Annotated in this window: 14 protein-coding genes; 12 read left to right on the top strand and 2 right to left on the bottom strand. The window is 71.3% G+C overall.

Annotated elements, in window-relative coordinates; translation table 11 throughout:
• Positions 1-168: 168 nt before the first annotated feature.
• From NAG42_RS23720 to NAG42_RS23710, 3 genes are read left to right on the top strand one after another with little or no spacing between them, the layout of a single operon-like run.
• Positions 169-1,338 carry an NAD(+)/NADH kinase gene (locus tag NAG42_RS23720; protein WP_250033177.1) on the top strand — a complete coding sequence of 390 codons (1,170 nt, stop codon included), beginning with the start codon at positions 169-171 and terminating at the stop codon, positions 1,336-1,338.
• A gap of 10 nt (positions 1,339-1,348) precedes the next feature.
• Positions 1,349-3,007, top strand: a complete 1,659-nt coding sequence (locus NAG42_RS23715; RefSeq protein ID WP_250033176.1) for an NAD(P)/FAD-dependent oxidoreductase — start codon at positions 1,349-1,351, stop codon at positions 3,005-3,007.
• Between the two features lie 3 nt (positions 3,008-3,010).
• Positions 3,011-4,480, top strand: a complete 1,470-nt coding sequence (locus NAG42_RS23710) for an ATP-binding protein (RefSeq protein WP_250033175.1) — start codon at positions 3,011-3,013, stop codon at positions 4,478-4,480.
• 46 nt (positions 4,481-4,526) lie between these two features.
• On the opposite strand, the gene NAG42_RS23705 is transcribed toward NAG42_RS23710, so the two are convergent.
• Positions 4,527-5,024 carry a mycothiol transferase gene (locus tag NAG42_RS23705; RefSeq protein ID WP_250033174.1) on the bottom strand — a complete coding sequence of 166 codons (498 nt, stop codon included), beginning with the start codon at positions 5,022-5,024 and terminating at the stop codon, positions 4,527-4,529.
• Here NAG42_RS23705 and NAG42_RS45375 point away from each other — a divergent pair.
• Positions 5,006-5,875, top strand: a complete 870-nt coding sequence (locus tag NAG42_RS45375) for a pentapeptide repeat-containing protein (protein WP_369077113.1) — start codon at positions 5,006-5,008, stop codon at positions 5,873-5,875. The two genes, NAG42_RS23705 and NAG42_RS45375, sit on opposite strands and share 19 nt — an antisense overlap.
• A gap of 37 nt (positions 5,876-5,912) precedes the next feature.
• On the opposite strand, the gene NAG42_RS23695 is transcribed toward NAG42_RS45375, so the two are convergent.
• Positions 5,913-7,262 carry an MFS transporter gene (locus NAG42_RS23695; protein ID WP_250033172.1) on the bottom strand — a complete coding sequence of 450 codons (1,350 nt, stop codon included), beginning with the start codon at positions 7,260-7,262 and terminating at the stop codon, positions 5,913-5,915.
• A 220-nt stretch (positions 7,263-7,482) separates the two neighbouring features.
• On the opposite strand from NAG42_RS23695, the gene NAG42_RS23690 reads away from it, so the two are divergent.
• Genes NAG42_RS23690 through NAG42_RS23655 form a run of 8 tightly spaced genes read left to right on the top strand, consistent with a single transcriptional unit; the run spans position 7,483 to position 14,507 of the window.
• Positions 7,483-8,715 (top strand): multidrug effflux MFS transporter, encoded by a 1,233-nt coding sequence (locus NAG42_RS23690; protein ID WP_250033171.1) that lies wholly within the window; start codon positions 7,483-7,485, stop codon positions 8,713-8,715.
• Between the two features lie 55 nt (positions 8,716-8,770).
• Positions 8,771-9,580, top strand: a complete 810-nt coding sequence (locus NAG42_RS23685; protein ID WP_250033170.1) for a PrsW family intramembrane metalloprotease — start codon at positions 8,771-8,773, stop codon at positions 9,578-9,580.
• 22 nt (positions 9,581-9,602) lie between these two features.
• Positions 9,603-10,508 (top strand): phosphotransferase family protein, encoded by a 906-nt coding sequence (locus NAG42_RS23680; protein ID WP_250033169.1) that lies wholly within the window; start codon positions 9,603-9,605, stop codon positions 10,506-10,508.
• Positions 10,505-10,942, top strand: a complete 438-nt coding sequence (locus NAG42_RS23675) for a GNAT family N-acetyltransferase (RefSeq protein WP_250033168.1) — start codon at positions 10,505-10,507, stop codon at positions 10,940-10,942. Before NAG42_RS23680 ends, NAG42_RS23675 begins: the two co-directional genes overlap by 4 nt.
• 51 nt (positions 10,943-10,993) lie before the next feature.
• Positions 10,994-11,776, top strand: a complete 783-nt coding sequence (locus NAG42_RS23670) for an RNA ligase family protein (RefSeq protein ID WP_250033167.1) — start codon at positions 10,994-10,996, stop codon at positions 11,774-11,776.
• Positions 11,766-12,914 carry an AAA family ATPase gene (locus NAG42_RS23665; RefSeq protein WP_250033166.1) on the top strand — a complete coding sequence of 383 codons (1,149 nt, stop codon included), beginning with the start codon at positions 11,766-11,768 and terminating at the stop codon, positions 12,912-12,914. Before NAG42_RS23670 ends, NAG42_RS23665 begins: the two co-directional genes overlap by 11 nt.
• Entirely contained in the window at positions 12,911-13,276 is a 366-nt protein-coding gene (locus NAG42_RS23660; RefSeq protein WP_250033165.1) for a DUF3253 domain-containing protein, read from the top strand. The genes NAG42_RS23665 and NAG42_RS23660 overlap by 4 nt, the downstream gene beginning before the upstream one ends.
• Before the next feature lie 55 nt (positions 13,277-13,331).
• On the top strand, positions 13,332-14,507 hold the full coding sequence (locus tag NAG42_RS23655) for an alpha-amylase family glycosyl hydrolase (protein WP_250033164.1): 1,176 nt from the start codon (positions 13,332-13,334) through the stop codon (positions 14,505-14,507).
• Positions 14,508-14,540 lie beyond the last annotated feature (33 nt).

The raw sequence follows: 14,540 nt of genomic DNA, 5'->3' as shown, positions 1-14,540 counted from the left end.
GGGAAAAACGGGGATTAATCGGAGGCTGTCTATGTGTGACAACGCTGTCAAGAAACCGGAAGGAAACCTGCCCGAATGAACCACGTGTGCTCCGTCGCCTGCCCTCGCCGATCGGGGGGCGGACGTGCAAGGCTGTGATGTCGAGTCGGACGAGGGGCGGGGCGCTGGATGGGCATGGTCAAGGTCGTGGGCCTGGTGCTGCACCCCCGGCGCGACTGCGGGTCGGCGATCGACGCGATCGTGAAATGGGCCGACCGCCGCGATGTCACCGTGCTCGGCCTGCACGACGAGATCAACCGCATCGACTGCGACGCGGTCGCGGTCACCCCGGAGGAGATGGTCGAGCGGGCCGGCCTGCTGGTCAGCCTGGGTGGTGACGGCACCATGCTGCGCACCATGCGGCTGGTCGAGGGGCGCAAGACGCCGGTGCTCGGGGTCAACGTGGGCCGGCTGGGCTTCCTGGCCGAGGTCGACCTGCCCGATCTGCCCGCCGCGTTGTCGGCGATCGACGAGCACAAGTTCACGATCGAGGCGCGCACCGCGGTCCGCACGACGCTGCCCGACGGCCGGGAGGTGTCGGCGTTCAACGACATCGCCATGGTCCGGGTGCCCGGCGACGGGCTGGCCGCGATCGGCATCTCGGTCGAGAAGAAGAACTTCGTCAACTACGCGGCCGACGCGGTCATCGTGGCCACGCCGACCGGCTCGACGGCCTACAGCTTCTCGGCCGGCGGCCCGATCGTCTCCCCCAACGTCGAGGGTCTGATCGTCACCGCCTCGGCCGCGCACTCGTCGTTCAACCGCCCGCTCATGCTGGCCCTGCAGGAGCAGCTCGACCTCGACGTCCTGCCCACCAGCGGCCGGCTGGCCATCGAGGTGGACGGCATCATCGAGGGCTACGCCGGTCCCGACGACCGGCTCTGCATCCAGCCTGTCCCGGCCGCCGCGCAGGTGATCCGGCTGGGCAACACCAGCTTCTACGAGCGGGCCCGCCGCAAGCTGCGCGTCGAGGGCAGCGCCCAGGTCGGCGTGCCCGACTCGGGCGACGCCGTGGTCGTCGACAGCTTCGAGCGGCAGCGCTACGAGCTGCTGCTCGGCGGCGAGGTGGCCGGCGTGCTGCACTATCGCCGCCACGGCGGCCAGATCGAGCTGATGCACACCGACATCGAGCAGTCCTTCTCGGGCCGCGGCCTGGCCAGCCGGCTGGCCACCGCCGCGCTCGAGGACGCCCGCAGCCGGGCCACCCCGGTCGTGCCGAGTTGCCCCTTCGTCATCGGATATCTGGACCGCCACCCCGAGTTCGCCGATCTCCTCGCCACGCCAACTGTCGATAGCTGAGGTACCTGCCATGGGCCACCCCGCGATCCTGACCGTCGACGACGACCCCGCTGTCTCCCGGGCGATCGCCCGTGACCTGCGCCGTCGCTACGGCGACCAGTACCGCATCGTTCGCGCCTCCTCCGCCGCCGAGGCCCTGGAGGCGCTCCGGGAGCTCAAGCTGCGCGGCGGCCGGGTCGCCGTCATCCTCGCCGACTACCGGATGCCCCAGGTCAACGGCATCGAGTTCCTGGAGCAGGCGATGGACCTGTTCCCCAACGCGCGGCGCGCGCTGCTGACGGCGTACGCCGACACCGACGCCGCCATCCAGGCGATCAACGTCGTCGACGTCGACCACTACCTGCTCAAGCCGTGGGACCCGCCGGAGGAGAAGCTCTATCCGGTGCTCGACGCGCTGCTCGACGCGTGGCTGGCCACCGGCGACCGCGAGACCGAGGACATCCGGGTCGTCGGCCACCGGTGGAGCGAGCCGTCGTACGAGATCCGCGACTTCCTGGCCCGCAACCTGGTGCCCTACAAATGGCTGGGCGCCGACGAGCCCGAGGGCCGCCGCCTGCTCGAGGCGGCGGGGGTCGGCCCCGAGTCGATCCCGCTGGTGGTGACGGCCGACGGCCGGGCGATGGCCCAGCCCAGCAGCACCGAGGTGGCCGAGGCGGTCGGCCTCTCCACCGCCCCGGGGCGCGATTTCTACGACCTGATCATCGTCGGCGGCGGCCCGGCCGGGCTGGGGGCGGCCGTCTACGGCGCCTCCGAGGGGCTCCGGACGCTGCTGGTCGAGCGGCGCGCGGTCGGCGGCCAGGCCGGTCAGAGCTCGCGCATCGAGAACTACCTGGGCTTCCCCGACGGCATCTCCGGCGCCCAGCTCACCGACCGGGCCCGCCGCCAGGCCGGCAAGTTCTCGGCCGAGGTGCTCAACACCCGCGACGTCACCGGTCTGCGCCAGGACGGCTCGGCCCGCACGCTGACCTTCGCCGACGGCGGCGAGGTCTCGGCCCACTCGATCGTGCTGGCCACCGGCGTCTCCTACCGGCCGCTGATCGCCGACGGCGTGGCCGAGCTGACCGGCTCGGGCGTCTACTACGGCTCGGCTTCGACCGAGGGCCCCTCCTGCGCCGGCACCGACGTCTACATCGTCGGCGGGGCCAACTCGGCCGGGCAGGCGGCGCTGTTCTTCTCCCGGTACGCCCGGACGGTGACCCTGCTGGTGCGGGGCGACTCGCTCGAGGCGTCGATGTCGTACTACCTGATCCAGCAGCTCAACAAGATCGACAACATCCGGGTGCGCACCCGCTGCGAGGTGCTCAGCGCCCAGGGCGACGGCCACCTCCAGGCGATCACGATCTGCGACAGCAAGGAAGGCGTGAGCACCACCGTCGAGTGCGGTTACCTCTTCGTCTTCATCGGTGCCGAGCCGCGCACCGACTGGCTGGGCCAGTCGGTCGCCCGGGACGAGAAGGGCTTCGTCTACACCGGGCCCGACCTGCTCTCAAATGGCACCCGTCCGAAGGGATGGGATCGGGAGCGGGATCCGTTCTACTTGGAGTGCAGTGTTCCCGGCATCTTTGCCGCCGGCGACGTCCGGGCCAACTCGGTCAAACGGGTGGCCTCGGCGGTCGGCGAGGGCGCGATGGCCGTCACGCTGGTCCACCGCTACCTGGAGGCTCAGTAACCCATGGCTGACACCACCGACGAGGTCCGGCTCGTCCCCTGCGATCCCGGCGCGCTCACCCCCGACGACCTGCGCACCCTGTTCCTCTTCGAGAAGCTGACCGCCGACCAGCTGGCCTGGATCTCGGCCCACGGCTGCACCATGCACATGCCGGCCGGCGGCGTGGTGATCCGCGAGGGTGATCCCGCCGACCAGTTCTTCATCCTGCTCAGCGGCACGATCGCGCTCACCCGCAAGATCGGTCAGGACGAGGTCGAGACGACCCGCACCGAGCAACGCGGGGTCTACATGGGCGCGACCCAGTCCTACCTGCGCGACGACGGCCTCGAGCGGCGGTACATGGCGAGCATGCGCGCGCTCGACGACGCCGACTTCTTCGTGATGAGCGCGTCCGACTTCGGGCACATGATGCGCGAGTGGTTCCCGATGGCGATCCACCTGCTCGAGGGCCTCACCCTGGGCATGCGCAGCACCCAGGCCGCGGTCAGCGAGCGCCAGCGCCTCACCGCGCTCGGCGCGCTCTCGGCGGGCCTGATGCACGAGCTCAACAACCCGGCCGCGGCGGCCGGGCGGGCCACCAGCGCGCTGCGCCAGCGGGTCGCCGGCATGCGGCACAAGCTGGCCATGCTGGCCGCGGGCAAGGTCGACCCCGAGCGCCTGGTGGCGCTGGTCGAGCTGCAGGAGGACGTCATCGAGCGGGCGGCCAAGGCCAAGCCGCTGACGGTGATGGAGACCGCCGACCGCGAGGACGAGCTCGGCGACTGGATGGACGAGCGCAACGTCACCGGCGGGTGGGACCTGTCTCCCGTCTTCGCCCAGGGCGGCATCGACATCGAGTGCCTCACGCTGATCGAGGAGCGGGTCGGCACCCAGGCTCTGCTCGACCAGGCCATTCACTGGATCGGCTACGCGCTCGAGACCGAGCAGCTGATGACCGACATCGAGGACGCCACCAGCCGGGTGTCGTCGCTGGTCTCGGCGGCCAAGCAGTATTCACAGATGGACCGGGCGGCGCACCAGTGGATCGACGTGCACACCGGCCTCGACAGCACGCTGGTGATGCTCACCCACAAGATCGGCAACGGGGTCACCGTCGTCAAGGACTACGACCGGTCGCTGCCGCAGGTGCCGGCTCACCCGGCCGAGCTCAACCAGGTGTGGACCAACCTGATCGACAACGCGGTACAGGCGATGAGCGGTGCCGGCACGCTGACGATCAAGACGTACCGCGAGGACGACCACGTGGTGGTGGCGGTCGGCGACACCGGGCCGGGCGTGCCCGAGGATCTCAAGAAGCGGGTCTTCGAGCCCTTCTTCACCACCAAGCCGGTGGGTGAGGGCACGGGTCTGGGCCTCGACATCTCCTACCGGATCATCGTGAACGGGCACGGGGGCGACATCCGGCTGGAGTCCCAGCCGGGTGACACCAAGTTCCTCGTACGGCTTCCGTTGACCGAGCCGTCGTCGGCCTGACACAGAAAAGCGGGCGGGGATCTCCCCGCCCGCTCTCTCGTTCGTCCTACAGCAGCCCGCGCACGTAGGCGGCCTGCCCCGCATGCTGGGCGTCGTCGTCATAGACGCTGATCAGCCGGACCCCGAGGGTGACCGGCGGATCCCAGTTGTCGTCGACCACCCGGTCGAGGTCGGCCTCGGTGAGACCGGCCAGGTAACCGGCCGTGCGGTCGTGCACCGCCCGGTAGTAGTCGAGCAGCACCTGCGCGCTCTCCGGCGCGACCGCGGTGATCTGGGACGCGTCGTGGCCGTACCCGGTCTCGGACGGGTCCTTGAGCCCGAAGCGGGCCGCCCAGTCACCGGTGGCGTAGACCTGCTCGGTCCCCATCACCTCGGCGACGTGGTCGTCCTGCACCCGGGTGAGGTGCCAGACCAGCCAGCCGATCGAGTTGGAGCCCTCGCCCGGCTGCCACCGCAGCTGCTCCGGGGTGAGTCCCCGCACGGCCGTCTCCACCAGGTCGGGGAGGCGCCCGAAGGCCTCGGTCAATACGCCCTTGGCATCCATCGTCACTCTCCGCTCTGCTGGTTCGTGCCGTCCTGCGTGATGCCGTCCTGCGTGATGCCGTCCTGAGTCGTGCCGTCCTGAGTGGTGCCGTCCTGGGTCGTGCCGTCCTGCGTCGTGCCGTCCTGCTGGTCCGCCCCGTCGGTGGGCTGGTCCGTGGGCTCGGTGCCCGAACCGGTGTCACCGGTCTGCTGGGGGTCGACCGGCTCGGTCGTCGGAGCCGGAGTCGCGGCCGGGTCCTCCGTGGGCCCGGTGGTCGGCGTGCCGGACGGCTCACCGTCCGCGGGTGCCTCGGTGGAATCGGTGGCAGCGGACTCCGACGGCGTCGGCGTCGCCTTTTCGTCGGTGCCGTTGTCGCCGCTGAAGGCGGATCCGATCGTCGTGGTGGAACTGGTCGTGTGCCCGACCGCGGCCGGCACACTCTTGCCGGTGAGCAGCTCGAATGCCGTGAGCGAGCCCATCGCCAGCACGAACAACGCGCCGGCCATGGCGGCGGCCCGCCCCCACCGCACGTCTTTGCGCGCCGGCTTCTGCTCGACGACCGGCTCCTCGGAGGGAAGTTCCTCCTCGGCGGCCACGACCGTCGGCGTACCGATGGCGGCCGGGGCGGTCACGAACGTCGACACGATCTTCTTGCTCCCGCGGTTGATGAAGCGGGTGTAGAGCTCGGTGCCGACCGACCCGATGAGGCTGGCCACGGCTGCGCCGATCAGCGTTCCTGCGACGCCGAGGAAGGAACCCACGACCGCGGCGGAGACCGCGGCGAGTGTTCCGGCGATGGTCTTGGGGATGTCGATGCCGGACCAGAGACGGTCCGGTGCGTGCTCGGTCATGTCCTCCTCTGCCCTTACTGACGTCCGGCTCCAGGCGGCCGGATCACTGCTGGCGGGTCTACTTCCGTCCCGTGAAAGCCTTGGCCTTCTCCGTACGGCTGATTGCTAAACCCCGTCGTTCTGCCCACACTTCGCGAAGCGGGCGGATCACGATACCTTCCTCGGCCATCCGCCGCCGGGCCAGCCTGCGGGTTCGCAGGATCCCGGCGACGCCGATCACGAGGAAGACGTATTGCACCGACATGGCCACTTTGAAGTCGGCGATGTCATAGTTCGTGCCGCCACCGGTGCGCGCGTCGAGAATCAGGCCGATCAATTCGATCGAGAGCAGCGACGCGACGAAGCCGCCGACGTTGACCACTCCGGTAGCGGTGCCCAGGCGGCTGGCCGGGTTGAACGTCCGGGCGTAGTCGAAACCGATCATCGAACCCGGGCCGCCCAGACCCAGCGCCACGATCAGCAGCACCAGGACCGGCAGGGGGGCCCGGCCCGGCCAGGCCAGCACCAGACCCCAGCCCGAGGCGTTCACCGCGACCACGCCCAGCACCAGCCAGGAGCGGCGCAGCGGGTGCCGCTGCACGAGGACCCCGATCAGCGGCCCGGCGGCCATGCCGACCAGCACGAAGAGGGTGAGCAGGGCGCTCGCCGTCTCACGGGGCAGGCCCTGCCCGGCCACCAGGAACGGGAACCCCCACATCAGGGCGAACACCGTGCCCATGAACTGGGTGGTGAAGTGCGTCCACAGCCCCAGCCGGGTGCCCGGGTGCCGCCAGGCGCTGCCCAGGTTGTCCCCGAGCTGCCGCATGGTCATCGAGGCACCGTTGCTGATCCGCTTGTCCGGGCTGTCGTGCAGCGCGGCGAAGGCGGCGATCGACACGAAGACCCCGGCCCCCGCGGCCGCGAAGAACGCCGTGCTCCAGCCCGGGCCGGCCAGCAGGATCGCCAGCGGCACGGCCGACAGCACCTGCCCGGCCTGCCCGACGATGCCGGTCACCTGGGTCAGCACGGGCACCCGCCGGGCCGGGAACCACTGCGGCACCAGGCGCAACACGCTGATGAAGGTCATCGCGTCGCCCGCGCCGACCAGGATGCGGGCCAGCACGGCACCGCCCACGTGATCGGTCGTTGCCATGATCGCCTGACCGGCCGCCATCAGCACACCGCCGCTGACCACCAGTCGCAGTGACCCGAATCGGTCGAGCAACAGCCCGACCGGCACCTGGAGTCCGGCGTACACGAGAAGCTGCAGCACGGCGAACGAGGCGAGCGCCCCGGCGCCGATGCCGAAGCGGTGCTGCGCGTCCAGCCCGGCCACGCCGAGCGAGGTGCGATGCAGCACTGCGATGATGTACGCGGCGAGGCCGACGGCCCAGACCGTCCAAGCCCGTGCTGAGGGACGCAGGGGCATGAGACGCCTTCCACTCGCTTTCTGACACGTACGGCGTCCAGCCTTGTCCGCCCGGCCGCCGGTCACAACTGAATCCGGCCGAAACCACACGTGCGTCCCGTCACTGATCGTTTTCGCAGCACAGGACCCCGAGCAGTCAAGCCCATCAGCGCGATTCGGCGAGGTGTGATCACTATTACCGGACGGAAGAATCCCGGCCGACGGAGGCTTGAAACCGAATATGCGCCAAGATCCTGCCGGCCGCCGCTTAGGTGTCGTCCTCGTCCTCGGTTTTCTGTCCGCACTCGGGCCGCTGACCATCGACATGTACCTTCCGTCCCTTCCGACGATCGCCACTGACCTGCAGACCACCGAGGCCGCGGTGCAGCTCACGCTGACCGGCACGCTCCTCGGTCTGGCGCTCGGCCAGTTGCTGATCGGCCCGCTCTCGGACGCGTTCGGGCGCCGCCTGCCGCTGCTGGCCGGGGTCGGCGTCCACGTCCTGGCCTCGGTCCTGTGTGTCGTCGCCCCCAACCTGGCCGTGCTCGGCACGCTGCGGATCCTGCAAGGCCTGGGCGCCGCGGCGGCCGCGGTGGTCGCGATGGCGATCGTGCGCGACCTGTTCAGCGGGTTCGCCGCGGCCAAGCTGCTCTCCCGGCTGATGCTCGTCATCGGCGTGGCGCCGATCCTCGCGCCCACCATCGGCGGCACGGTGCTGCACTGGACTTCCTGGCGTGGCGTCTTCGTGGTGCTCACCTTGGTCTCGATCGCCATCCTGACCGCGACCGCGCTGTTCCTGCCCGAGACGCTCCCGGTCGAGCGGCGGCGCAACGGCGGTGTCATGGGCACGCTGCGCGATTACGGCACGCTGTTCACCGACCGCACGTACGTGGGTCTGATCCTGGTCGCCGCCCTCGCCTTCTCCGCCCTGTTCGCCTACGTGAGCGGCTCCTCCTTCGTCTTCCAGGAGGAGTACGGCATGAGCGAGCAGCAGTTCGCCTACGTCTTCGCCGGCGGCGCGGTCGGGCTGATCGGCGCCACCCAGCTCAACGTGCGCCTGCTCCGCCGCTGGGCGCCGGCCCAGATTCTGGGCACCGCGCTGGTCGCCGGAGCCGTCTTCGGCGTCGTGCTGCTGGTCACCGCCACCACCGGCTTCGGCGGCCTGGTCGGCATCCTCGTCCCGCTGTGGCTGGTGCTGGCCACCGTCGGCCTGGCCATGCCGAACGCCCCGGCGCTCGCCCTCTCCCGGCACGGTGAGGCCGCCGGCACCGCCGCGGCCCTGCTCGGCGCGGTGCAGTTCGGCGTCGGCGCGCTGGCCGCCCCGCTGGTCGGCGTGCTCGGCAACAGCTCGACGGCGATGGCGATCGTCGTCGCCGGCGGCATGGCGGCCGCCGTCGTCGTGCTCTGGGCGGTCGTCCGGCCGAGCCGGTTGCCGGCCGAGACGGGCGAGCCCGTGATGGCCGTCGCACACTGAGCGACGCGCATCGCATTTCCGTGAGTCGATCCCACCGGTCGGGTAGCAGCGTGCCATGCGCGATCACACCCGCCGGTGGGCCTGGCTCGGCGTCCTCGTCACCGGACTAGCTCTGTACGCCGTAGTGCTGCGGACCCTCGTTCACACGCAGAACCCCAACTTCGTGCCGGCGCTGATCCTGCTCGGCGCGACCGTCGTCCCGCTGTCCTTCCTCACCTTCGCCCAGGCCCACGCCGGCCGCTGGCAGGTGCCGACCTCGGCCCTGGTGATCTCCGGCTTCTTCGGCGGCGTCATCGGCATCGTGGTCGCGGGCACGCTCGAATACGACACCCTGCGCGGCCTCGGCGTGCTGCCGATGGTGCTGGTCGCGGTGATCGAGGAGGCGGCCAAGCTGATCGTGCCGCTGATCCTGCTGCTCACGATCATGCGCCGGCACGAGCGGCGCCTGCCGTCGGACGGCCTGATCATCGGCGTAGCGGCGGGCATGGGCTTCGCAGCCCTCGAGACCATGGGGTACGCCTTCACGGCGCTGCTCGCCTCGGACGGCAACATCAGCAGCGTCGAGCAGACCCTGTTCCTGCGCGGGCTGACCTCGCCGGCCGGGCACACCGCCTGGACCGGGCTGACCGCGGGTGCGCTGTGGGCCCTGATCGCGGCGCCGAACGCCAAGCGGGTGCTGGCCTTCCTGGGCACCTTCGCCGGGGCGGTCGTCCTGCACACCTGCTGGGACACCTTCGGCGCGCCGATCCCCTACGTCATCCTGGCCGTGATCAGCCTGGGCTGGCTGTTCCTGGCCCTGCGCCACTACCGCACCTTCGCCGAGCACGAGCCGGCCGCGCTCTCCCTGCGGCCCCTCACGATCTAGGTCTGTTCGCTAACCTCGCCGGATGCGCAGCCCCACTCAACCGCTGATCGGCGTCGAGGACATCGCCGGGATCGTCCGGGACGGTCTCGGCGCCGTCGTGTCCGAGGCCGCCGAGCTGAGCGGGGGCGGGTTCGCCGCCGTCTGGCGGGCGTCGCTCGACGACGGGCGGGACGTCGTGGTCAAGGTGGGGCCGCCGGCGTCGGCTCGACTGCTCGGGTACGAGCGGGGGCTGATCCCGGCCGAGGCGGAGTATTTCTCCCTCGTACGCGGGAAGGCGCCCGTCCCGGCGGTGCTGGCCCGCGACGAGAACTGGATCATTTCGTCGCTGCTGCCCGGGCGGGCGCTCACCGGCCGGGATTCGGCTGTGGCCCGCCGTCAGCTGGGCGAAGCCGTCGCGCGCGTGCACACGATCAGCGGGCCGCACTTCGGTTACACCGGCGGCCGGCCGGCCGGCGACGACTGGCCGGCCGCGTTCGGCGCGATGATCGCGTCGTTGCGGGCCGACGCGGCCGCCTGGGAGGTCTCGCTGCCACCGCTGGACGGGTTGCTCGAGCGGCACCGCGACGTGCTGGCCACGGTGACCCGGCCGGCCCTGCTGCACTTCGATCTGTGGGACGGCAACGTGCTCGTGGCCCCAGACGGGTCGCTGAGCGGGCTGGTCGACGGGGAGCGCTACCTCTACGGTGACCCGCTCCTCGACTTCGTGTCGCCGGCCCTGTTCCGGCGCATCGACGCCGCCCATCCGTTCGTGGTGGGTTACGGCGCCGGGCCGTTCACCGAGGCCGAGCTCACCCGGCTGGCGCTGTATCGGGTCCACCTCTACGTGCTGATGCTGGCCGAGGGACCGAGCCGGGGTATCGCGCCGGACGCCGACCGGCAGCAGAGGGTGATGGCACTGCTCGAAGCCGAGCTGGCGGACCTCCGATGACCGTCGCCTGGGTGACGCCGGCCGATCCGGGCTTCGCCGGGGTGGCCACGCTCTTCGACGAATACCGCGTCCACTACGGCCTGCCGCCGGCCGGCCCGCGGACGCACACGTGGCTGGCCGACCAGGTGACGACCGGCCGTTTCCGGGTCGCCGCGGCGGCGGATCAGGGGTTCGCCACGGTCGCGGTCCTGCCGGCCTCGCTGACGCTGGGCGAGGCGTGGCTCGTCCGCGATCTGTTCGTCCCGCCGCGGGCCCGGCGCCGGGGCGTGGCCCGCGCGCTGCTCACCCACGTGGCCGAGGCCGCCCGCGCGGCGGGCGCACGCCGGGTGTCGCTGCAGACCGAGAGTGACAACGCGGCAGCGCTGGCCCTCTATGCCTCGGCCGGCTTCGGACCGGTCGGCGGGTTGACGATGCTCAACCTGCCGCTGGCCTGAGCGCGGCCATATTCGGTGGTCCCGGCGACCGGGCACCGGTACAAACAGCACATGATCAGCAAGTACCCTCGGACGCCGCACCTGGCCGGCTCACGCCTGCAGCCGGGCGACGAGGACCTGTCGCAGACGCCGTTCGCCGAGCTCGCCGGGCGGACTCTGGTCGTCGAGGAGAAGCTGGACGGGGCCAACGCGGCGATCAGCTTCACCGGCGACGGCGAGCTGCGCCTGCAGTCGCGGGGGCACTATCTGACCGGTGGCCCGCGGGAGCGCCAGTTCGCGCCGTTGAAGTCGTGGGCCAACCTGATCGCGCCCATCCTGCGGCCGGTCCTGGGCGCCCGGTTCGTGCTCTACGGCGAGTGGCTCTATGCCAAGCACACCGTCTTCTACGACGCGTTGCCGCACTACTTCTGCGAGTTCGACATCCTCGACCGGGAGACCGGCGCGTTCCTGGACACCCCGGCCCGGCAGGCGATGCTGGCCGGCACGCCGGTGGTCAGCGTCCCGGTGCTGCGAACCGGGACGGTGGCCACGCTGGGCGAGCTGACCGCGCTGGTCACGTCGTCGACCGTGCGGACTGCGGCCTGGCGGGAGTCGCTGCGCGTGTCGGCGGCCAAGGCCGGAGCCGACCCGGGTCGCGTCCTGGCCGAAACCGACCCGGGCGACGAGATGGAGGGCTTGTACGTCAAGGACGAGTCGGGCGGTCGGGTGGCCGGCCGCTACAAGTGGGTGCGGGCCGGTTTCCTGCAGGCCGTCCTGGACTCCGGCTCGCACTGGGCCGACCGCCCGATCGTGCCCAACGGCCTGGCCGACCCGGCGGTGATGTATGCGATCTGACTGGACCATCTTCGCCGAGCTGTGCCCGGCCGGTCCATCCTGGACGGTGCCGTGGCCGCGGATCGAGGCCGAGTTCGACTGGATCCGGCGGCTGCGCGGCGTGCCCCAGGACGCGGTGCACCACGCCGAGGGCGACGTGGCCACGCACACCCGGATGGCCGCCGAGGCCCTGGCCGCGCAGCCCGCCTGGCGGGAGCTGCCACCGGCCGGCCGGGCCCGGCTGTTCGCGGCGGTGCTGCTGCACGACGTGGCCAAGCCGGACTGCACCCGCACCGAGGCCGACGGCCGGATCACCGCGCCCGGCCACTCCCGCCGCGGCGATCTGACCGTGCGCCGGATCCTGTGGGAGCTGGGCGCGCCCCGGCCGTGGCGCGAGCACGTGGCCGCGCTGGTGCGGCACCACCAGGTGCCCTTCTGGGCGCTGGAACGACCGGACCTGGAGCAGATCGTGCTGCGGGTCAGCCTGCTGGCCGGCAACCGGGAGCTGGCGATGCTGGCCGACGCGGACATCACCGGCCGGATCTGCGGCGATCGGGACGAGGTGCTGGAGAATATCGAGTTGTTCCGCGAATACTGCGCCGGCCTGGGCGTGCTCGACCAGCCCTCGCCGTTCGCGTCCGACCACGCCCGGTTCCAGTATTTCCGGACCGAGGGCCGCGACCCGCGGTACGCCGCCTACGACGACACCCGCCTGAGGATGACCGTGCTCTCCGGCCTGCCCGGTGCCGGCAAGGACACCTGGGTGGCCGCGCACGCGAACGGCCGGCCGGTGATCAGTCTGGACGCCATCCGCACCCGCCTCGGGATCAAGCCGACCGACGGTCAGCGGGCCGTGGCCGCCGCCACACACGATCAGGCCCGCGAGCATCTGCGGGCCGGCCGCGACTTCGTCTGGAACGCCACCAACATCTCGCGGCAGCATCGCGAGCTGTGCATCGGGCTGGGCGCGGCCTATCAGGCCCGGGTCGAGATCGTGGCCCTGGAGGTGCCGCCGGGGACCGTACGCCGGCAGAACGCGAGCCGGTCGGCCCCGGTGCCCGACGCGGTGATCGACCGGCTGATCGGCAAGTGGGAGTCGCCGGACCTGACCGAGGCCCACGCCGTCCGGGTGCCCGGCGCCTGGACAATGGCTCCATGATCCCGGAGGCACTGCGCCGTGAATTGCTGAGCGAGCTGGCGGAGGCTCGCCACGACGCGGCCCCCGGCCGGGTGCGGGACGCCGAGCTGGCGCTGGGCGACCTCCCGGCGGAACCGGCGGCCCGGCTGGGCGCGGCGATGCGCGCGCTGTTGCGGCACCGCCGTCCCGAGTCCACCATCTGCCCGAGCGACGCGGCCCGGGTCACCGGCGGCGAGTCGTGGCGCGACCTGATGGACGAGGCCCGCGAGGTGGCGGCCGAGCTGGCCCGGGACGGCGTCATCACGGTCCGCCAGCACGGCGCCGAGGTCGACGTGGCCACCGCGACCGGGCCGATCCGGCTGGCCCGCGGCCCCCGGTGGTGAGGACCGTTCCCCGTCCGGGTGCGTAGGCCGGGGGCCGGAGGGGGATAGTGAGCGCATGCGCGAGTGGGTCGACCATGTGATCTGGTGGCACGTCTATCCGCTGGGGTTCGGGGGCGGGCTCAAGCGGCTGACCGGCTGGCTCGACTACGCCGTCGAACTGGGCGTCAACGGTCTGCAGCTGGGGCCGATCTTCGCCTCGGAGACGCATGGGTACGACACCACCGACCACTTCCGGATCGACCCGCGCCTGGGGGACGACGCCGACTTCGACGCGCTGATCGCGGGTTGCCGCGAGCGCGGGCTGCAGGTCATGCTCGACGGCGTCTTCAACCACGTCGGGCGCAGCTTCCAGGCGCCGGAGAGCTGGTTCAAGCACACCGCTTCGGGTGAGCGGGCGGTCTTCGAGGGGCACGGCTCGCTGGTCGAGCTGAACCACGACGAGCCCGAGGTGCTCGACCACGTCGTACGCGTCATGGAGCACTGGCTCGACCGGGGCGCCTCGGCCTGGCGGCTCGACGTCGCCTACGGGGTGCCGCCCGCGTTCTGGCGGGCCGCCCTGGCCCGGGTGCGGCCGGCCAAACCCGAGGCCTGGTTCACCGGCGAGATCCTGCAGGGCGGCTACGTGGCCTACCTGCGCGACAGCGGGCTCGACTCGATCACCCAGTACGAGCTGTGGAAGGCGATCTGGAGCAGCCTCAACGACGGCAACTTCTACGAGCTGGCCTGGACCCTCAAGCGCAACAACGACGTGCTCGAGGCCGGGCAGCCGCTGACCTTCGTCGGCAACCACGACGTCACCCGGATAGCGAGCAAGCTCGACGACGAGCGCCACCTCGCCCACGCCCTGGCCGTGTTGTTCACGGTCGGCGGCGTGCCCAGCGTCTATTACGGCGACGAGCAGGGTTTCCGCGGGGTCAAAGAGGACCGGGCGGGTGGCGACGACGCGGTCCGGCCGGCCTTCCCCGAGACGCGCGACGGGCTCGCCGGCTACGGGTGGCCGATCTTCCACCTGCATCAGCGGCTCATCAGTGTCCGGCGGCGGCACGCCTGGCTGGTCCGGGCCCGCACGACCGCCGAGCAGCTCACCAACACGGCCGTGGCCCTGGTCTCCACCGACGGCGGCAACCGGCTGGTCACATTGCTCAATATCGGCGACGAGCCGTACACGTTCACGGTCGACGGCGCGAGCGTCACGGTCCCGGCGCACGACTGGCAGATCGTGGACGAGTAGTCCCTGAGGTATTCATCACCGGGTGCAACCCGT

It is taken from the genome of Paractinoplanes maris (assembly GCF_023544465.1).
Classification (GTDB): domain Bacteria; phylum Actinomycetota; class Actinomycetes; order Mycobacteriales; family Micromonosporaceae; genus Actinoplanes; species Actinoplanes maris.
The sequence above is the reverse complement of the archived record's forward strand: the minus strand, read 5'-3'. Positions and strand labels throughout refer to the sequence as shown.